Here is an 18300-nt window from a genome sequence, read left to right as displayed (position 1 = left end):
ACCCCGTTCCGTCCCACGGCCGGTGATCGCGGCCACCGGTGATCGTGTCACATTTCCGGTGGTGGCGGACGGATGCGGGCCGTCGGACTCGGTTCGGCGGCCCGCACGTCAGCTGTCACTGATAGGTGGGATCCGCCCAGGGTCCGATGCTGCGGGAGCGGACCGGCTGCACCGGGCGGGGTGCAGCCGTGTGCGGGTAGCCCTCGCCCCAGTTGGTCGGGGTGCCGAGCATCTCGATCTTGGCGTCCTCGGTGTACCAGTCGACGAGGTCCTTGTCGGACCGCAGAATCCAGGTGCAGCCGAGCTCGTGGTGCGCGGTGAAGTCGCCGTGCCGGACAAAGGCCGGACGCCAGAAGTAGGTGCCGGGCCACATCGTGCCGAAGCTGTACTCGAATCCGCCTTCGAGGCAGTACGCCTCCTCGCTGCATGGGTGGTGGGCGAGGGGGTGTTCGCGCCACCCGGGCTTCGCCTTGATCAGACGCGTGTAGAAGCCGGTCTTCTCGTCGCGGTGGAGCAGCTTGATGTACAGGCCGGGTACCGGCGTGCCGCCGGGGTCGAAGCGCATCGGGCTGCCGTCCTTGACGTCGATCCACGGCATGTCGGCGGTCGGCAGCACGATCAGCTGCTGATCGGCGCGGACCGATGCGAGATCGGAGTCGCGGGGCTCGAACGTCCAGTCGCCGAACTCGCGCCACAGCAGGATCTCGGTGCCCTCCTTCACCGTGATCGGCGGCGTCCAGACACCGATCGGCGCGTGCCAATAGCCCTCTGGGCCCAGCACGGTGTCACCGATCGTCACCTCGCCGGACAGCACATACCACTCGGTCTCCGCCGAATGCACGCCGGCCGGGCGCGACCAGTCGCTGGTGAAGTGCACCTTGAGCGACGCGGAGCCGTCCTCCTCGTCGTAGCACAGGTTGCGTTGCTTCGCGGTCCCGGTGGCGTGCTCGAATTCTGCGATGTGCCACAGCAGATCGCGTTCGTCGATGGTCTCGACATGTGGTCGCATCGGACCCCCCCATGTGTTCGGTCGGTAAGGAGTTAACGATCCAAACTGTATCGGTATCCGATTAACGGTGCAACATGTATCGTTAAATCCGTGACCAAGACAGGACGACCGGCGGGACCCGCCGCCGACACGACCGAGGTGGTGCTGACCGCGGCACTCGACCTCCTGCTCATCGAGGGGGCCGCCGCGCTCACGGCTCAGCGGTTGCATCAGGTGACCGGGGTGTCACGCTCCACCATCTACCGCCACTGGGCGACGCCGATCGACGTGCTGTCGGCGTTGATCGACGTCGCGCCGACACCCGCGCAGACCCACACCGGCGACCCGGTGCAGGATCTGCACGCGGAGGTCGACGCACTGTGTGATCGCCTGCGGGACAAGCCTGTTGGTGCCTTCCTGCAAGCTCTCGCCGCGTTGGCGGCCACCGACTCGGCTGCGGTCGATCTTCGTCAGCGCTACGTCGACGACCTGCTCGCCCCTTTCCAATCGATCGCCCGCAGCAGTGGCCTGGTGCGGATACTCGCCGACGACGCGGTGACCGCCGTCGTCTCCCCACTACTTGTCGACGCCCTACTGCTGGGCCGGCAGCCCAACAGATCCCGCGCACACCGCGCGGTCGATCTTCATTTCGCTGGAATAGAGGTGTCATGACCAACGTCGTCGGCTCACGGGCTGTGTTCGGAGTGATCGTTCCGAGTACCAATACCGTTGTGGAACACGACTATTGGCGCAGCGACATCGACGGTGTCGCGTTCCGGGCCGGTTCGATGTACATCCCGCATCCGGTGATGGACGACAACGCGGGATTCGAGGCGCTGCTCGGACAGATTCGCGCCTCCATCGACGACGCGGTGCGCGACGTCCTCACCGCGGAGCCCGACCGAATGGTCATGGGGATGTCTGCGGAGACCTTCTGGGGTGGCGTCGACCGAAACGCGGCGTTCGAGCAGCGGCTTCGCGATCGGACCGGACTGCCCGTCACCACCGGGGCCAGCTCGTGCCGCGCAGCCCTCGAGACACTCGGTGCACGTCGTATCGCGGTGTTCTCGCCGTACCAGCCGATCGCCGACGTCGAGGTCGGCCGGTTCTTCACCGAAGCGGGCTTCGATGTCGCCGCCATCACCGGATTGCGTTGTCGCACTGCGATGGACATCGCCCGCGTCGATGTGCCCCGGCTGCGCGAGGTGGTCGCCGAACTCGACGGACCCGACGTCGACGCCATCGTCCAGGTGGGCACCAACCTCTCGTTCGTCGGGCTCGCCGACGAACTCGAAGCCGAACTGGGCAAGCCGGTGGTCGCCATCAACTCCGCAACCCTGTGGCACGCGCTTCGCGATCACGGCATCGCCGACCAGGTCAAGGGGTGCGGACAGTTGTTGCGCGAGTACTGATTCGAAGAGTACTTCCTTCGGCCTAGGGTGTGTGTTCCTGCTAGCGCTGACGCAGAGGTCGGAGGTAGTCGCTGATCGCCGGCAGGTCGACGACGAGGGTATCCCAGACCGCGCCGTAGTCGGTTCCGTCGTAGTGGTGCGCGAGGCGATCTCGCATCGGTTTGATCAGCGACCACGGCACTTCGGGATGCGCTTCGGTGGTTTCGGCGCTGAGTCGGGCGACGTTCTCACCGATCTTCACGATCAGCGACTCCGCGGCGAGTCCCGGTACGTTGTCGACGTCTCCCATGTACCACTCGTGACCACGCGCGACCAGGTGGGCCCCAATGCCGCAGAGTCGAACGATCTCTCGCAGAATTGATGCGTCACGGGAATTCATATTGCAACCGCGGTGGCGAGAATGTCGTGGTCGGGGCGAAGGCCACCGTCCGACACCACATCCACCTCAACACCGAGTAGTTCACCGGCGGCGACCGCGAACGCGGCGAGAGTGAGAAGGCCGGTACCTTCCGAACGAGTGACAAGAAGGTCGAGGACGCTGCCCGGCCGATCGGTGCCGCGGGCGGCCGAGCCGAACACGCGGGCGTTACTGAGGCCGAACTCTTCGGCGAGCTCCCTGAGCTCGACTCGGTGCGTTGCCAACGCCTCGTGCGGAAGTGGCCGCGCCGACGCCCGCAATCGTTCGATCATCTCCTCCGACGCGCGGCGTCTTCCAGACTCGTACGCTGCGATGTTCGGCTGGGCAACGCCCGATCGTCGGGCGAGTTCGGCTTGACTCAACCCGGCGGCTTCCCGCAGCTCTCGAATCTGATTGGCCACGCGTGCCATAATATCGCATGATATAACCCCTGCTCCAGATCAAAGTTGTGTCACGATGGGCAGATGGATCGGCTTGCTGTCATTGCCGCCGAATCAGAGCGGTTCGCCGAGGTGCTCTCCGATGTGAATCCGGACGCGCCGTGTCCCACGTGTCCTGAGTGGTCGGCGGCGGACTTGCTGTGGCACTTGGTCAACGTTCATGTCTTCTGGGCAGAGATCCTGGGTCGGGAGTTCTCGACGGGGCCGAACTCGAGGCCGTCGAGGCCGCGAAGCCCGCCCGTCCCGACACGGTCGCGGCAATGCTTCCGCTGCGGGCCGAGGCGACCGCTGCACTGCTCGACCAACTCGAACGCCGAGCCGACGACGAGCCGTGCTGGTCGTGGTGGCCGGCGGACCAGCCGGTCGGGTTCACGCGCCGCATGCAGACCTACGAGGCCACCATGCATCGCGTGGACGCGGAGCTCGCCGCCGGCGCACCGGTGACGCTATTGGCGCCCGACGTAGCGGCCGGGGCAATCGATCATGCCGTCGACGTGATGTGGGGCTGGATGCCCGACGGCGCCGAGTGGCGGCCCGGCGGGGTGGTCGAGCTCGCCGCCGACGACACCGGAGCGCGGTGGAACGTCGAGGTCGGGGAGTGGTTGCGTGGTGATGGGACGGTGGGTGGTCCGCGGGCGGTGCGCGCCGGCGGCGGTGGTCCCGCGGCGTCGGTCGGTGCCCCGGTTGCCGACCTGGCCCTGTGGGTGTGGACACGGGGCGGCCGCGCGCACCGCACCGGCGAGCAGAGAATCATCGATCTTCTCGATGCGGTTGTCACGCAAGGTATGTGAGGGTTCTCATCGCCTGGATCGCAAGATGCCGCGGGCATTGACCTGACCTCGGTCGCCGTGGATACTCCGACCACATGAGCTTTGAGATCCCTGCACTGGTCGGATCGGCAACGCAGCGATACGACGAACTTGTCGATGCCGCGCGATCCCTGGTGGCCGGGGAGTCCGACCTCATCGCCAACGCATCGAACCTATCGGCCCTGGTCTTTCATTCGCTGCCGCAACTCAACTGGGTGGGCTTCTACCTCTTCGACGGCGAGGAGTTGGTGGTCGGTCCATTCCAGGGGAAACCGGCCTGCGTGCGCATCCCGCTCGATCGAGGTGTGTGCGGGGCTGCTGCGCGGTCGGGAGTCACGCAGCGGGTCGACGACGTCCACGCCGTGCCCGACCACATCGCCTGCGATGCGGCGAGCCGGTCCGAACTGGTGGTACCACTGATCAAGAACGGCGATCTGATCGGTGTCTTCGACCTCGACAGTCCGGTTCCCGCCAGGTTTGACGACGCCGACCAGGCGGGACTCGAACGGATCGCCGGCATACTGCTCGACAGTCAGCGCTGACCGTCAAAATTGCTGAAACTGAAAACAGAACCAGAAAGTCTGCCTACACTCAGCCCGACGACGAGTTCACGACGCACGGGGGTGGTGGCCGAATGGTCAACGAGGAAGCCGGCGGAATGCCAGATCATTGCGGCGGCGGCGTTCTCGGGCGACGTACATTTCTGCAGGTGGCTGGGGCGGCGGGTGCGTTCGCCTTCGCTCCAGGTGCGGCATCTGCTGCACCGCAACCGTATTCACCGCCGCTCAACCACGAGCAGCCGAGCGTTCCCGGCATCCCCTTCTTCAGTTATCACTCGCCGCCGCTCGCCAAGTTCGTCGATGAACTGCCGCGGCTGCCACTGATCAAGGCACCACGACGTCTGGTGGCCGCGGGAGCGTTGCACCGTTTCCATCGGGACCTCGACCCCGCGCCCAGCGTCGGGTTCGGCGGGCTGTCGCACCACGGCCCGACGATCGAGACGATGGCGGGGGAGCAGCCCCAGATCACCTTCGTCAACCAGATGCGTACCCACCCCATGGCCGTCGACGTCGACCCCAGCCTGCATGGGGTCTCGGAGATGGATCGGCATCGGCCGCCGCTGGTCATCCACCTGCACGGCGCGCCCAACCATCCTGCCGAGGACGGTTTTCCGACGTCGCCGTTCCGGCTCGGGCGGTCGGTCACCTACCGCTTCACGAACCCGCCACACGCGGCGCCCCTGTGGTACCACGACCATTCGATGGGTACGACGCGGCTGTCCGTCTATGCTGGGCTGACCGCGCACTACCACGTCCGTGACGAGTGGGACACCGGCGAACCCGACAATCCCCTCGGCCTGCCCACCGGTGAGTACGAGACCGCACTCATCATGTGCGACAAGGTGTTCTACCCCAATGGGCGACTGCGCTACGACAACACTCCGACCGTCATGCCGGGCCATTGGTCGGGTGGGATGGCAGGGGACACGATGGTGGTGAACGGCAAGGCGTGGCCCAAGATGTCGGTCGACCGCGGTGTCTACCGCTTCCGGATACTCAGCGCCAGCCAACTCAACGACTATCGGCTCGCCCTGTCCGACGGCTCGCCGTTCTGGGTGATCGGGAGCGACGGTGGTCTGCTCGACGCGCCGGTGCTGGTGTCGGCGTTGAATGTCGGCGCTGCCGAACGTTACGACATCCTGATCGATTTCAGCGATCGTGCACCCGGCGAGCGGGTGCAGTTGATCAACACCATGCAGATCTCGTGGGCCGGACAGGTCAATGGCGCCAAGCTGATCCGATCAGTGGTGCGCTTCGACGTCGGCTCCGCACGTGGCCGGTATCGGCGGATTCCCGAACGCCTCAGGGGTGCGCGCAACCAGCCCGCCGCATTGCCGAGGCGTCACGCCGGGCACGACCGGCATCGCGTCGCCACCCTGAATGTGACACTGAACCCGCAGCAGTTGTCGTGGCTGAGTGTGCTCACAATGAATCTCAACAATGTTCCGTTCCATACCAACGACTTCGAACACGCCGAGCAGGGCGCCACCGAGTGCTGGGATCTGGTGAACGCGGACGCGACCATGCAGTCACACGCGATGCATCTGCATCTTGTCCAGTTCCGGGTCGTCGGGCGATGGGACTTCGACAAGGTGCGCTACCTGGCAGAGAATCCGCCCCCGCTGTTCGGGAAACGATGGACGCCTGATCCGAAGCGCTATCTGACGAGTCGGATGTTCGCGCCCGCGCCATACGAGTTCGGGTGGAAGGACACCGTGCGGTGCCCGCCCAATCAGGTCACGCGGATCGTCGTGCGGTGGCCGACCAAGGCCGAGCTCGGCTTCGACCCCGACGCGGTCTTCACCGGCCTCAACGGTGAGAAGCTGCAGGGCTACGTCTGGCACTGCCACCTCACCGATCACGAGGACAACGAGATGATGCAGCGCATCCGCGTGGTGGGTTCGGGTGGTCGCGGGGGCCCCGAGATGCCCATGCACGGACCGGGTCATCACGGTCACCACTGACTCGGTCCGCCGTCACATCGGCGGGTCTGCCACCATGTCGGCATGAACTCGCCACGGGCCACGGGCACGATCGCCGCCGGGACCGTGGTGGCTCTGTCGGCGCTGTACTTCGCGCAAGGTCTGCCGTACGGATTCTTCACCGGCACGGTGCCGGTGGTGCTGCGCCGATCGGGCTACTCGCTCACCGAGATCAGCGCTACCGGGTTGCTGTTCGCGCCGTGGGCCCTGAAGTTCATCTGGGCGCCGTTCGTAGACCGGTATGGCACACGGCGCCAGTGGCTGCTGGCGCTGCAGTTCGCGTCGGTCGTCGTCGCGCTGGGTCTGGCGTGCCTGGACCTGTCGTCGACGTTGACCTGGCTGCTGGTCGGGATAGCGGTCATCAATCTGTTGTCGGCCACTCAGGACATCGCGACCGACGGACTGGCCGTGCAACTGCTGACCGCACGACAACGCGGTCTCGGCAACGGAATTCAGGTCGGCGCGTACCGGATCGGCATGATCGTGGGCGGCGGCGGTCTGCTTTGGCTGTTCTCGATCGCCGGGTGGCGATTGCTCTTCGTCGCGATGGCGGTTCTGTTGCTGGCGGCCACGATTCCGGTGTGGTGGCTGCGCGGGCTGACGTCGATCCGGGGGTCCGCTGCGCCGACGTCGACGCCCGATGCGTCGGGCGTCTCCTGGTGGCGCCGGCTGCGCCGCCCCGGCATGTTCGCACTGATCCTGCTGATCGGCGGCTTTAAGTTCGGCGACTCGATGGGCTCGGCCGTCGTCGGGCCGTTCATGGTCGACGAGGGACTGTCGGGCGCCCAGATCGCGCTGATCAAGGGTGCCTTGTCGTCGCTTGGTGCGCTGGGCGGCGCAGCCCTCGGCGGGTGGTTGGCATTCCGGTTCGGTCGTCGCAACGCACTGCTGATCGGTGGGGTGGCGCAAACGGCGAGTCTCGGTCTGTACTTGCTCGCCGCGACGGGGGTGGGCGGTTTCGCGCTGATCGTGTCGGCAAGTCTGGCCGAGCACATCCTCGGTGGCGCAGCGACGGTCGCTGTGTTCACAGTGATGATGGACGCTGCCGAGCGTGATCACGCCGGTAGTGACTACACCTTGCTCGCGTGCGCCGTGGTCGTCGTCCAGGGGATCGCAGGTGTGGCCGGCGGACTGGTCGGTGACTCGTTCGGGTATCCGGTGCTCTTCGCTGCGAGTCTTGTACTATCCGGGATCGGCTGTGCTGCAATGATCATCGCACTTGACCGCGGAGTGGGGCCCGAGGGCGTGCGCAGGTTGACCCGGGTCCGCGACCAGACTGTCTGAGTCTGGTCGGTCAGGAGAGCATCAAGTTCACCGCGACATCGACCACAGCATCGAGGTCAGTGCCGAGGCCTCCGGTCAGCCATTGTTGGGCGAGTTCGGCCATCGCGCCGGTGAACATCGCCGCGCGAACACCATTGGTGGTCGCGTCGGGCTCGTGCACCTGGTTCTCCGCGACGGCGAGTTCGCGCAGCAGTTCCTGGGTCGCGGCCCGACGCTGGGCGAGCACGGGGTTCGCGCGCGCCTCGGTGAACAGGACGCGCCCACGACGCGGATCTGCGGAGCCGAATTCGAGCACTGAACGGATGCCGAGGCGAGTGCGGGCGCGAACCGAATCGTCGCACCCAGCGAGTTTGCCCTCGATCGTCGTGGCGAGTTCGGCCTCGGTGCGATCGTAGACCGCACCGAGGAGTTCGTCGGTGTCGGCGAAGCTCTCGTAGAAGTAGCGGCTGTTGAATCCACATGCGCGACACACCGAACGGACCGAAAGGGCACCTTCGCCCGCGGATCCGAACAGGTCGAAAGCGGCTGCGACGAGCTGCTCACGGCGTTCGGCACGACGATCCGCCATCCGGACGCCGGCCCACCTGGTGGGGCTGGACATCGCACCAGCATACGCGCGGCAGATCGTTATGAAGAAGGTCTGGTCACAGGTGTACCCAAAAGGTTATTCTGGGCACACCTGTTACCAGAAGGTGGGTGGTTGTTGTGTCCGTGCGCTCAGTGTCGTTGCCCTCAGTGTCGTTGCCCTCAGTGTCGTTGCCGTCCGTTCCGCTGCCATCTGTGCCGCTGCCCTCGGTGCGTGTGCCGTTCGCGTTGCCGCATCAGTACATCGGCAAGTGGCTCAACGAGAAGTTCGACGAGAACGTGAAGTCCAAGTTCTTCCGCGGTATGAGTTTTGACGATCCGGTCGGCGACCCGGGCTGGTTCGGTCCCGACAGTGCCACGTGGTATGTCCATTCCCACACGCCCGCACTGATTTTCGGACTGCAGTGCGCGTCGTACATGGAGCGGCTCGACCCGAGTATCTTCTGGATGGGCATGCATCATTCCCGGCTCGTGGAGAAGTCGTCGCAGACGTCGACGATGGGCCGGATCGACCAGGCCGGAGCCAACATCCGGTTAGGGCATTCGTTGGCCTTCTTCATCGGTACCGCTTACGGCACGACGGATACGGCCGAGCGTCTTGCCCGAACCGTCCGGGCCATGCATCACACCATCAAAGGTGTTCGGCCAGATGGGCTTCCGTACGACGCCGACGATCCGCTCTGGCTGCGGTGGAACTACGCGACCGTTGTCTGGGGAATTGCCACCGCGCACGAGATCTACCACCCTCGACCTCTACGTGGCGACGATCTGGACCGATACTACGGCGAGTTCGTCCGCGTCGGGCACGCGCTCGGGGGTACCGATCTGCCCACCACCAAGGCAGAGACTCTGGCCTGCCTGGAAGAGTATCTCCCGCGTCTGGCACTGACCCACGGCAGTGCGATGGCGACCGGCACCAATCTCACGAATCCTGCTCAGGCGGCGGTGGATTGGGCCATCCGCGACACCATGCCCACGTGGGCGGCGCAGTTTGTGCAGTACCGCCCGCCGAATCCGGTCGAACGGCGTGCGCGTCGCAGCGCGGTCTGGAGCGCCATCAACGGACTGCACGCCAGCATGGGGGAGGCGCCCGAGTTTGCCGCGTCACGTCGCCGGGTTCAAGGCGGAACCACCGTGCCGCACACGGTTCCCAGTTACGTTCTCGGCACCGACCCGGAACTCAGCCGCGACGAGGTCGAGGCGACGATGGCGTAGGGCCATCGCTGGTGATCTCGACACGGTGCCTCGCTCCGCTCGGTACCGGCTCGATCCGGCGGATCTCGACACGGTGCCCATCCCCCGCTGGTTGATCTCGACACGGTGCCCACCCCCCCGCTGGTTGAGCCGACACCGAGCCCCCAAGGGCGAGGCGTCGTGTCGAAACCACTTGGCGAGCTGACACTGTCCCCAACCTCAACCATCAACCACCCTTGAATCTCTGATACGGCTGTGACTCCTGCGCATCTTTCCGGGCCCTCTTCGCACCACCAGTAACAGTAGTATGCGAGTCTCTGACCTGCAAAAACAGTTCTTGACTCGCATACATGTTCGAGTATTCTGGACGCATGCCCCACATCGAACACCTTTGCGACCAGCTCGCCGCGTTCGCTCCTCCGGACACTGCCCGCGAGGTGCACGAAGCCCTGTCGGCGCTGCTGCGGCTACGGAACATGGTCGACCACCACGCCGCAGTCCTTGCTGGGGCCGTGGAGCGGTTGGGGCTCGCGAAGGAGCAGGGCCGCACCACCCGCGAACTGCTGATCGTCATGGGCGCCGCGCCCGCGGTCGCCACTCGGTTGCTGCGTATCGGTGTTGCTTTGGCCGGTACGCCGCGGTTGGCTGGTCACACCGCTGACGGGTCTGTCTCCGGCGAGCACGCGGATGCGATCGCCCGCGGACTGTCCCATATCGGTGTGCGGGCGAGGGAACCGCTGTCGGAGTCGCAGCGTCAAACCTGTGTGACCGATCTTCTGGCCCAAGCCTTCTCCGGCGCCACTCCCGCCGACATCGACCGCCGTGCCCGCGCCCTGGGCAACCAGGTCGCCGACGATGCTCCCGCCGCGGTACCCGCTCGCGATGACCGCGACATCAACACCTTCGATGTGGCCACCGATGGTGACGGCCGGGTCGTGGTGCGTGGGGATGTGGACGCGGTGATCGGGGAGAAACTGCACACCATGATCGACGCCCTGTCGGGACCCCGTCCCGAACCCGACGGCTCCCCCGACGCCCGCTCGCCCGGGCGTCGCCGCTCCGAAGCTCTGGAACGCATCCTCGACGCCGCCGCCCACGGGGACGGTTTGGTGGGGATGCCGAAACATCAAGTGCTGCTCACGTTGCCGGCCGACAGCCCGGATCTGGCGTCGATGGCGTTCACCGGACCCGTCACCTTGGACACCGTCCGGTTGTTAACGTGTGATGCGACGGTCACCGGGATCACCGTCGATAAGGACGGGGTGCCGGTCGCGATGACCGACAATGTGCGGTTGTTCCCGCCGCACCTGCGTCGAGCGTTGATCGTGCGTGACGGTGGGTGTTGCATCAAGTGCGGCGCCCCGGCGTCCTGGGCGCACGCGCACCACATCAAGCATCACGCCGACGGCGGGAAGACCGTCCTGGACAACGGGTGTCTGCTCTGCCCGTCCTGCCACACCGATGTGCACCACAACGGGTGGGACGTCGTCCTCGGGGCTGACCGCCACCCCTGGCTGGTCCCGCCGGCCTCCGTCGATCCCGAAAGGAGACCACTACCGACCTACAACCGACGCACCATGCGCCTGGACAACGCCGCCTGAACCCACCAACCTGAACCAGCCAACCGCGTAGCACCTTTCGCACCCGACCCCGGTCGGGACCGCACCCGTACCTTGAGAACTTCATAGTGTGAAGCGCGACGCCACGGGAAACCGTTGCCGCGCAGTCGAAGCCACCTATCTCTGAACCCAGCATGGCCGCACCAGCGGACCAACACGCCGGGATAGCGATGGCTTCGACTGCGCGACAACGAATCCCGGTATCGAACAGGTCAGAGGTGCACAGCCACTTCGTCGCCGAGATGGAAGGGTGTGGTCAGCGGAAGCCGGTCGCCACTCCAGAACCGGCCGGGGTCGAACCAGTTCGAATCCTTCGACGCGTCGACGAGACCCATGTCGGAGTAGGTGATCGCGACGACCTCTGCGCAATAGGCGGCTTCCAGTCCCACGGTCTCCTTGTGCTCCTCGTCGTGTCGCCGTGCACGCCGTTCGCGAGCCTTGCGGTCGAGGTAGGGGATGCCGCGAACCATGTCGACGCTCGTGGGGATGCGGCCCCGGAGCCAGCGGCCGGCAAGGCGCGCGGTGGTGGGGAAGGGTGTGCCGTCGAGTCGGGCGATGACCCGCAACAGGATGTCCTCTTGCTCGGCTGTCACGTCCGGGGTGAGTTGTCGAATCCAGCAGCTCTGCTCGTACCGGATCATCCACTGTTCCACCGCTTCCCGGGCGTCGTGGAGTTGGACGCCACGATGGTTGGAGCCGGTCCACACGTCGGTGAGTTTGTCGCCGAGTTCGGCGTGCCACAGCAGCGGTGGTAGGTCGTCGAGGCCGACGGTCATCGCGACATGGTTCACCGGCGAGTTGGTGAGCGTGCGGATCGCTCGGTCGGGTCCCGAATGACCGCGGAAGAGCCAGATGTCGCCGGTGCGGGTGGCGTCGAGGGCCTCGTCGAGCGAGATGCCTGCGTCTGCGCTGCGTGGGTGCACGGATGCAGGGTAATCCACGGACTATCCTCGGGCATATGCGCAACGTGTGGAAATGGCTCGGTCTGGCCGGCGCGGTCGGCGTCACGACCGGAGGTGTGTTGGTGGCGCGCGATCAGCGGCAACGCAACTCGTACTCCGCCGACGACGTGCGGGACCGCCTGCGGCAGCGGTACGAGTCGGCCAACAACGACGGGGACGATGCGACCTCCGGCAACGCCGACAACTGACGATGCACTCGCTCGACCCGCTCGTCGCCCCGGTCGATCCGGTGGTCGCCTTGACCCGGATTGCGTGGCTTCTCGAACGTACGCGGGAGAGCACCTACCGCGTCGAGGCGTTTCGCCGAGCCGCGGTGGCGGCGGCCGGGATCGACGGACTGTCTCACGCCGCCCGCACTGGCGGACTGACGAATGTGCGGGGCATCGGAAACACCACCGCAGCCGTCATCACGCAGGCGGTCAACGGTGCGGTTCCCGACTATCTCGCTTCCCTGCAGTCGGCCCACACCGAACTCACCGACGACGCCGCCGCGCTCTTCGACGCACTCCGCGGTGATCTACATGCGCATACGAACTGGAGCGACGGTGGGGCACCCCTGTCCGAAATGGCTGATGCGGCACAGGCATTCGGCCAGGACTGGTTGGCGATCACGGACCACTCACCGCGGTTGACCGTCGCCAACGGGCTCAGCGCCGAGCGGCTCGAGCAACAGATCGCCGACATCGACACGATCAACACCACACGATCGGACGGCCTGCGCATCCTCAGCGGAATCGAAGTCGACATCCTTGACGACGGTTCCCTCGACCAGTCGGAGGAACTGCTGGCTCGGCTCGACATCGTCACCGCGTCGGTGCACTCCAAACTCAAGATGGACGCAGCGCCGATGACCGCGCGGATGACGGCGGCCGTCAGCAATCCGCGAGTCAACGTCTTGGGTCATTGCACTGGGCGACGCGTACTCGGCGGCCGCGGTCGGCGTGCGCCGTCGGAGTTCGACGCCCGGCAGGTGTTCGAGGCCTGCGCCGAGCACGGGACCGCGGTGGAGATCAACTCGCGTCCGGAGCGGGTCGACCCGCCCGACGAGCTGATCGAACTGGCCCGTGACATCGGGTGCCTGTTCGCCATCGACTCCGATGCGCACGCGCCCGGTCAACTCGAGTTCAAGGCGTTCGGCGCACAACGGGCCGAACAGTTCGGAATCGCGGCCAACCGGATCGTGACGACCTGGACAGCCGACGCCGTCATCGAGTGGGCAGCGTCGAGTTAGTTGCAGTCCCCGGCCTCACGGGTTGGTGAACTCGGCCAGGAACTCGGTGAGCATCGTCGCGGTCACCGGCCGTGGGAGCGCCTGAACCGCCGCGATGATGGCGGCCATGTCCAATTCGCCGTCGGGATCGTGCGGATCGATGCCGGCCCCGATCAGCGCCTGCTGCACGGCGGCGCTGGGCAGCCCGACGACATCGTCGACGCTCACCGCGCCGCTGTCGAAAGCGTGCGCGAGATCGGCCAGTGCGGGTGGGGGACTGGCGGCGGGCAGTCCGCGAACGTCGTCGGCGGCGTTGCGGCATGCGAGAACGAGTTCGTCTGCGACAGTTGCGGTCACGGGTGTGATCGTGAGGTGCGTGGTGGGCGGAAGCGACGAGCCGTCGGGCTGGGTGAAGCCCGGCTGCATCTGCAAGGTGAAGCCGCGCCGGTCGACTGCGGTCGCCCATCGATGGGGGTCCACGGGGTGTTCAGAATCGGGATCGGCCGCGACCGCGAACACCGGCCCCACGGGCGACGCGACCACGCGCAGGCCGTCGATCTCGTCGATCACCGTCCGAAGCCGGTCGGCGACCAGACGGGTGGTGGCCACAAGCGACGCGAACCCATTGACACCGAGGTGGCCGGTGATGGCCCACGACGACGCCACACCGGACGCCGAGCGGGAGCCGAGCAGAGTCGGATTCACCACCGGGTAGCCCGGCCAGTCGGTCGTCGCGAAGTACTGCGCCCGGTGGCGGTCTCGATCCGAATGGAGAAGAAGCGACGCACCTTTCGGGGTGTAGCCGTATTTGTGGAGGTCGGCCGACAGGCTCGTCACACCGGGTACTCGGAAGTCCCAGGGCTCGGTGTCCGAACCCCACCACGGCAGTGCGAAGCCGCCCAGGCAGGCATCGACATGCAGTGCGATACCGCGATCGAGCGCGACTCGACCGAAAGCGGCGGTCGGGTCGAGGGCGCCCGTCGGATAGTTCGGGGCCGACGCCACGAGGAGAAAGGTGTCCTCGCACACCGCTGCGGCCACGGATTCCGGTGTCGGTGTGGTGGTTTCGGGGTCGACGCTGAGGCGGATGGCCCGAACCCCGAGTAGTTTGGCTGCCTTGAGGAAGGCCGCATGTGCGGTGGTGGGGACCACCATCGACCCGGCGCCGGGCGCTACACCCGCATGATCGCGGGCCGCCTTGACCGCGAGAATGCAGCTCTCGGTACCGCCCGACGTGAGCGTGCCCACCGCATCCGGGGCGTGGAACACCGTGCGTCCGAACGAGATCAGGTCCCGCTCCATCGCTGCGACCGAGGTGAAGACGGTGGGATCGAGACCGTTGACCGGCTGCACTCGCGCGATGGCCGCGGCCGCCAGAGCGTCGAGCTCCGCGCGGCCCGAGTCGTACACGTAGGAGAGAACTCGACCGCCGTGGGTCGGGGCGTCGGCCGCACGCAGGGCATCGAGCCTCCGGAGGATCTCCTCGGCGGGCAGACCAGGTTGCTCGTCGCGCGTCATGCCTGTTCCCGATCGGTTCTCAGCCCGCGCATCAGCAGGAATGTCGAGGCGACCAGGATGGCCGGCACCACGGTGAATCCGACTACTACCCCGACGAGTGCGGTGTCGGGCTGATCGGGTGTCTCGTCACCGGATGACGACGCAAAGCCGGTCAGCCCCAGGATGATCAGATACACGGCCGGTCCCAGCGCGAGACCGACTGTTTCACAGGCCGTCCAGAGACCCGAGAGCGCGCCGCCACGATCGGTGCCGACGCGTTCGGTGTGTTCGTCGATCACGTCGGGGAGCATCGCCAGCGGAAACGTCTGCATGCCTGCATACCCGACACCAGCGACGCCGACGGCGACAAACACCCACCACCCGGGGCTCCACACAGCGACCACCGCTCCCGCCGCGCCGAGGACGAACAGTGCCGAGGCCGCCGCCAGCCCGGTTTCCTTGCCGCGGTGGCGACCGAACCGATACCACAGCGGCATCACCACGATCGCCGGTGCGACGAGTGCGACGAAGAACAGTGTGAGCATTCCCGAGTCGTCGAAGGTGTAGGTCGCCACGTACTGGGCGCCTGCCAGCATCACTGCGCTGGCCAAGGCCTGAACCACGTAGACCGCGAGCAGATTCCGAAACCGTGGGGTCAGGTTCAGGGCGGCGATGGCGTCGCGATAGCCGCTCACGGATTCCGGGTCCGACGTCGGCGGTGGAGCATCTGCTCGGCGGGCGGCGCCGAATGAGGCGATGAGCATGCCGCCGGTGATGACGACCGCAGCGGCCACCGCCATCGCCACGTATCCGGCGGAACCGCCGACGACGTCGCGAATCGCCGGGCCGCCGGCACCGACCACCAGGATGGTGATGGCGAGCACCACGATGCGCGTGGCGACAAGGCGCGTGCGCTCGTGGTAGTCGGCGGTGAGTTCGGTGGGCAGCGCGACGTATGGAACCTGAAAGAGGCTGTAGGCCACTGCGCTACAGGCGAAGAAGAAGAGAACCCACGTCGCGGCGGCGGCCACCGGCCAACCGGTCGGCGTCGAGAACGTGAGGACGAACAGCGGCGCGATTGCGAGGGCGCCGACCACCATCCCGGTGGCACGACCACCGGTCCGGGCCAGGGCGCGGTCGCTGCGCGAACCGATGATCGGGTTGATGACGACGTCGATGATCTTGGGGATCAGCACCACCACCGACGCAAGCACGGCGGGAACCGCCAGGGTGTCGGTGAGGTAATAGGCGAGGACCAGACCCGGCAGAACACCGAAGCCGCCGGTGCCGACGCTGCCGGCCGCGTACGACGCGACCACCGACCGGGTCAGGCGACGATCAGTCGTCACGGTCATCGATAGCTCTCCACACGCTCCCACATCCGTACGTAGGCTTCGGCGGCCCGGAACAGATCCGCCACCAACATCCGACCGTCCGGCCCGGCCTGGACCCGTAGGCTTTCGATCCAATCAGGCAGGAGTCCGTAGTGTGCGGTTCCGTCGCGATTGACGTCGAACACGCGAACTCCGGACACCTGCCGATGGATCCGGGTGGTGCCGTCGGCAGCGGTGAACGGGTAGCGGACGGGGTTGTATTTCGCCGACGGGCGGGGGTGCGCCTGTTTGCCCAACCCGCCCATGTCGGGGCCGAAGCCGACGCCGAAGAAGAACCGCGGATCGCGCTGGGCCCGGAGTGTTCGCCACGCCGAGATGAAGTCCGGCGGCATGTCGCCGTGTCTGCCCACTTCGCCGGGATCTGCCTGCGCCGGTGTGGCGAACAGGCCGACGATGCCGCCGTCGGTGAGGATGCGTCGGTAGTTGGTCTTGTCGGTCCAGGTGTGTGACGACACGACCCCGGGGTAGTGCCTGCTGCCCACGATGTCGAGCACTCGCGTCGCGGACTTGACGCTGAGGTGGTCGACGTCGATCACCATGCGGCGGGCCACAATTGCGCGGACCGTGTACTCACCCAGCATCGTCAGACCGTGCACGTTGCACACGTCGCTCGGGTACCCGACCACCGGATTGTCGTGCTGATGCGTCCGGCACCGTTCGACGGTCCAGGGGTGACCGGTTGCCAGTTCCTGTCCGGCGTTCACCGCGACGCCGGTCGCGCCCTGGTCGAATCGTGTTCCGCCGAGTGCGTTGTCGAACTTGTGGGTCAGGATCACCTGTCGAATACCCATGCCGCGGAGTTCGTCGAGACCACGATCGATGGCGGCGCGGTCACACTGCGGCCGGCCGGCGATCGAGCGGCAGCCGAACGGTTCGGACACCTCGATGCCCAGCGTCACCGCCAGCTTGCCCGCCGCGATGACCCGGCGGGCATCGGCGGCGGTCGAGACGATGCGCAGGAAGCCACGTCCCCGTCCACCGGCCTGCGCGTCGATATAGTCCTGCAACCCGAGGAGCATGCGGTGCTGGATGCGGATCGAGGCCATCTCGTCGCAGGGTTGGTCGCGTAGCGGATAGTTCTCGCACAGCACCCGGTTCTGGACGTAGTAGTTCTGAATCATGCGCAGCCCCGACCGCCAGGCCCGCTCGATCCAGCGGTAGTAGGTCTGCTCGTGGGTCAGGGAATCCCAGCGCGGCCAGTCGCGGAATGTCGGCCAGCCGACCACGTCGTGCGGGCCCGGCCGGGACAGCACGTGCTCGGAGACGGCGAGCACTCCACCCGGACCGTGGTCGGGGCAGTCGCGCAGGGCGACGGTCACCCCGAGCGGGTTGTATGGAGCGCCGCAGTGCAGTTCACCACCGAGGAACTGTTCGGCCATCAGGTGCGCATGCGAGTCCACAAACCCACGCAGGTTCCCGTCGCGGCCGGCGCCGGTGAAGGGTGCACCGTCGACACCGAGCTCGGCGTCAGGGAATGGGCGGCACCCGGTGGCCGCGCGGACCCGAACAGACGGAAAGGAGGTGGTTGACGTGACCGAACGCACCGCGAACCCGGACGTCGACGATGTCACCGACCAGATCGCACGAGTTGTGGGTGTGGCTTGCAGTGTTGCCGAATGCGTGCCGTCGGCGGTGAGAACGCGCCCGTCGCGTCCGTAGAACAGGAACTGGCCGAGCGCAGCCGCACGGACGGTGAACGGGCTCGCCATCGCACCGAGACGCGTGCCGTCGGACAGGGTCAGCGTCACACATCGGCCGGCGAGTGCGTCGACCTGCGACGCGGTGCCGGGGGCAGCGGAGGCAGGCGGCAGCGTCACCCCGGACAGGAAAGTGACGAGAGCCGACACGAGGATCAGCGGCGCGACGAGCACCATCGAACCGGCCGATCCCCGAACCCCCACCTGCATTGGGCGTAGGTTGCCAGAACTTCCCGGTTGGCGCCGGGT

Annotated in this window: 18 protein-coding genes and 1 pseudogene; 11 read left to right on the top strand and 8 right to left on the bottom strand. The window is 66.5% G+C overall.

The annotated features are described in order from the left end of the window. Window positions 1–115: 115 nt before the first annotated feature. The gene (locus ACWDTF_RS14320) at window positions 116–1009 is read right to left on the bottom strand and encodes a DUF4437 domain-containing protein (protein ID WP_449754539.1); all 894 of its coding nucleotides are present in this window, start codon (window positions 1007–1009) and stop codon (window positions 116–118) included. Between the two features lie 90 nt (window positions 1010–1099). On the opposite strand from ACWDTF_RS14320, the gene ACWDTF_RS14315 reads away from it, so the two are divergent. Further along, on the top strand, window positions 1100–1660 hold the full coding sequence (locus tag ACWDTF_RS14315) for a TetR/AcrR family transcriptional regulator (RefSeq protein WP_240862137.1): 561 nt from the start codon (window positions 1100–1102) through the stop codon (window positions 1658–1660). After that, window positions 1657–2400: a maleate cis-trans isomerase family protein gene (locus tag ACWDTF_RS14310; RefSeq protein ID WP_449754538.1), complete on the top strand. Its 744-nt coding sequence runs from the start codon at window positions 1657–1659 to the stop codon at window positions 2398–2400. The genes ACWDTF_RS14315 and ACWDTF_RS14310 overlap by 4 nt, the downstream gene beginning before the upstream one ends. Before the next feature lie 40 nt (window positions 2401–2440). Here the strand turns inward: ACWDTF_RS14310 and ACWDTF_RS14305 are convergent, their stop codons facing one another. Beyond that, window positions 2441–2689, bottom strand: coding sequence for a HepT-like ribonuclease domain-containing protein (locus ACWDTF_RS14305; RefSeq protein ID WP_449754537.1), 249 nt, complete (start codon window positions 2687–2689; stop codon window positions 2441–2443). 86 nt (window positions 2690–2775) lie between these two features. After that, window positions 2776–3219, bottom strand: a complete 444-nt coding sequence (locus ACWDTF_RS14300) for a helix-turn-helix domain-containing protein (RefSeq protein ID WP_355275303.1) — start codon at window positions 3217–3219, stop codon at window positions 2776–2778. Window positions 3220–3282: 63 nt separating this feature from the next. Between ACWDTF_RS14300 and ACWDTF_RS14295 the strand changes: the two are divergent. From ACWDTF_RS14295 to ACWDTF_RS14275, 5 genes and pseudogenes are all read left to right on the top strand, one after another. Continuing rightward, window positions 3283–3402 (top strand): annotated as a pseudogene (locus ACWDTF_RS14295) (maleylpyruvate isomerase N-terminal domain-containing protein); the annotation flags it as partial. 116 nt (window positions 3403–3518) lie between these two features. After that, window positions 3519–4049, top strand: coding sequence for a maleylpyruvate isomerase N-terminal domain-containing protein (locus ACWDTF_RS14290; RefSeq protein WP_449754536.1), 531 nt, complete (start codon window positions 3519–3521; stop codon window positions 4047–4049). Between the two features lie 74 nt (window positions 4050–4123). After that, the gene (locus ACWDTF_RS14285; protein ID WP_449754535.1) at window positions 4124–4609 is read left to right on the top strand and encodes a GAF domain-containing protein; all 486 of its coding nucleotides are present in this window, start codon (window positions 4124–4126) and stop codon (window positions 4607–4609) included. Between the two features lie 92 nt (window positions 4610–4701). Next, complete coding sequence (locus ACWDTF_RS14280) at window positions 4702–6591, top strand: multicopper oxidase family protein (protein WP_449754534.1); 1890 nt, start codon at window positions 4702–4704, stop codon at window positions 6589–6591. A gap of 42 nt (window positions 6592–6633) precedes the next feature. Further along, window positions 6634–7893 carry an MFS transporter gene (locus tag ACWDTF_RS14275; protein WP_449754533.1) on the top strand — a complete coding sequence of 420 codons (1260 nt, stop codon included), beginning with the start codon at window positions 6634–6636 and terminating at the stop codon, window positions 7891–7893. Window positions 7894–7903: 10 nt separating this feature from the next. On the opposite strand, the gene ACWDTF_RS14270 is transcribed toward ACWDTF_RS14275, so the two are convergent. Then, a complete protein-coding gene (locus tag ACWDTF_RS14270) occupies window positions 7904–8494 on the bottom strand; it encodes a TetR/AcrR family transcriptional regulator (protein ID WP_449754532.1) in 591 nt (196 codons plus the stop codon). Between the two features lie 125 nt (window positions 8495–8619). On the opposite strand from ACWDTF_RS14270, the gene ACWDTF_RS14265 reads away from it, so the two are divergent. After that, window positions 8620–9693, top strand: a complete 1074-nt coding sequence (locus ACWDTF_RS14265; RefSeq protein WP_449754558.1) for an oxygenase MpaB family protein — start codon at window positions 8620–8622, stop codon at window positions 9691–9693. 350 nt (window positions 9694–10043) lie between these two features. After that, complete coding sequence (locus tag ACWDTF_RS14260; RefSeq protein ID WP_449754531.1) at window positions 10044–11273, top strand: DUF222 domain-containing protein; 1230 nt, start codon at window positions 10044–10046, stop codon at window positions 11271–11273. A gap of 230 nt (window positions 11274–11503) precedes the next feature. Here ACWDTF_RS14260 and ACWDTF_RS14255 read toward each other — a convergent pair whose 3' ends face one another. Continuing rightward, a complete protein-coding gene (locus ACWDTF_RS14255) occupies window positions 11504–12232 on the bottom strand; it encodes a guanylate cyclase (RefSeq protein ID WP_240858994.1) in 729 nt (242 codons plus the stop codon). 17 nt (window positions 12233–12249) lie between these two features. On the opposite strand from ACWDTF_RS14255, the gene ACWDTF_RS14250 reads away from it, so the two are divergent. Both ACWDTF_RS14250 and ACWDTF_RS14245 read left to right on the top strand, forming a co-directional pair. Beyond that, window positions 12250–12441: a hypothetical protein gene (locus ACWDTF_RS14250; RefSeq protein ID WP_240858996.1), complete on the top strand. Its 192-nt coding sequence runs from the start codon at window positions 12250–12252 to the stop codon at window positions 12439–12441. A 2-nt stretch (window positions 12442–12443) separates the two neighbouring features. Then, window positions 12444–13484, top strand: a complete 1041-nt coding sequence (locus ACWDTF_RS14245) for a PHP domain-containing protein (protein ID WP_355278943.1) — start codon at window positions 12444–12446, stop codon at window positions 13482–13484. Window positions 13485–13499: 15 nt separating this feature from the next. On the opposite strand, the gene ACWDTF_RS14240 is transcribed toward ACWDTF_RS14245, so the two are convergent. The 3 genes from ACWDTF_RS14240 to ACWDTF_RS14230 are packed head-to-tail and all read right to left on the bottom strand — an operon-like array spanning window position 13500 to window position 18261. Then, the gene (locus ACWDTF_RS14240) at window positions 13500–14981 is read right to left on the bottom strand and encodes a pyridoxal phosphate-dependent decarboxylase family protein (protein ID WP_449754530.1); all 1482 of its coding nucleotides are present in this window, start codon (window positions 14979–14981) and stop codon (window positions 13500–13502) included. Further along, window positions 14978–16315: an MFS transporter gene (locus ACWDTF_RS14235; protein ID WP_355278937.1), complete on the bottom strand. Its 1338-nt coding sequence runs from the start codon at window positions 16313–16315 to the stop codon at window positions 14978–14980. The genes ACWDTF_RS14240 and ACWDTF_RS14235 overlap by 4 nt, the downstream gene beginning before the upstream one ends. Continuing rightward, entirely contained in the window at window positions 16312–18261 is a 1950-nt protein-coding gene (locus ACWDTF_RS14230) for a sphingolipid ceramide N-deacylase (protein WP_449754529.1), read from the bottom strand. The genes ACWDTF_RS14235 and ACWDTF_RS14230 overlap by 4 nt, the downstream gene beginning before the upstream one ends. Between the last annotated feature and the right edge of the window lie 39 nt (window positions 18262–18300).

The organism is Gordonia sp. NPDC003422 (genome assembly GCF_053588675.1).
The sequence above is the reverse complement of the archived record's forward strand: the minus strand, read 5'-3'. Positions and strand labels throughout refer to the sequence as shown.

Excerpts from the sequence above, each read along its gene's own strand:
- ACWDTF_RS14320 (WP_449754539.1), bottom strand. The coding sequence starts at position 1,009 with ATGCGACCACATGTCGAGACCATCGACGAACGCGATCTGCTGTGGCAC.
- ACWDTF_RS14310 (WP_449754538.1), top strand. The coding sequence starts at position 1,657 with ATGACCAACGTCGTCGGCTCACGGGCTGTGTTCGGAGTGATCGTTCCG.
- ACWDTF_RS14305 (WP_449754537.1), bottom strand. The coding sequence starts at position 2,689 with ATGGGAGACGTCGACAACGTACCGGGACTCGCCGCGGAGTCGCTGATC.
- ACWDTF_RS14290 (WP_449754536.1), top strand. The coding sequence starts at position 3,519 with ATGCTTCCGCTGCGGGCCGAGGCGACCGCTGCACTGCTCGACCAACTC.
- ACWDTF_RS14285 (WP_449754535.1), top strand. The coding sequence starts at position 4,124 with ATGAGCTTTGAGATCCCTGCACTGGTCGGATCGGCAACGCAGCGATAC.
- ACWDTF_RS14280 (WP_449754534.1), top strand. The coding sequence starts at position 4,702 with ATGGTCAACGAGGAAGCCGGCGGAATGCCAGATCATTGCGGCGGCGGC.
- ACWDTF_RS14275 (WP_449754533.1), top strand. The coding sequence starts at position 6,634 with ATGAACTCGCCACGGGCCACGGGCACGATCGCCGCCGGGACCGTGGTG.
- ACWDTF_RS14270 (WP_449754532.1), bottom strand. The coding sequence starts at position 8,494 with ATGTCCAGCCCCACCAGGTGGGCCGGCGTCCGGATGGCGGATCGTCGT.
- ACWDTF_RS14260 (WP_449754531.1), top strand. The coding sequence starts at position 10,044 with ATGCCCCACATCGAACACCTTTGCGACCAGCTCGCCGCGTTCGCTCCT.
- ACWDTF_RS14250 (WP_240858996.1), top strand. The coding sequence starts at position 12,250 with ATGCGCAACGTGTGGAAATGGCTCGGTCTGGCCGGCGCGGTCGGCGTC.
- ACWDTF_RS14245 (WP_355278943.1), top strand. The coding sequence starts at position 12,444 with ATGCACTCGCTCGACCCGCTCGTCGCCCCGGTCGATCCGGTGGTCGCC.
- ACWDTF_RS14240 (WP_449754530.1), bottom strand. The coding sequence starts at position 14,981 with ATGACGCGCGACGAGCAACCTGGTCTGCCCGCCGAGGAGATCCTCCGG.
- ACWDTF_RS14235 (WP_355278937.1), bottom strand. The coding sequence starts at position 16,315 with ATGACCGTGACGACTGATCGTCGCCTGACCCGGTCGGTGGTCGCGTCG.
- ACWDTF_RS14230 (WP_449754529.1), bottom strand. The coding sequence starts at position 18,261 with ATGCAGGTGGGGGTTCGGGGATCGGCCGGTTCGATGGTGCTCGTCGCG.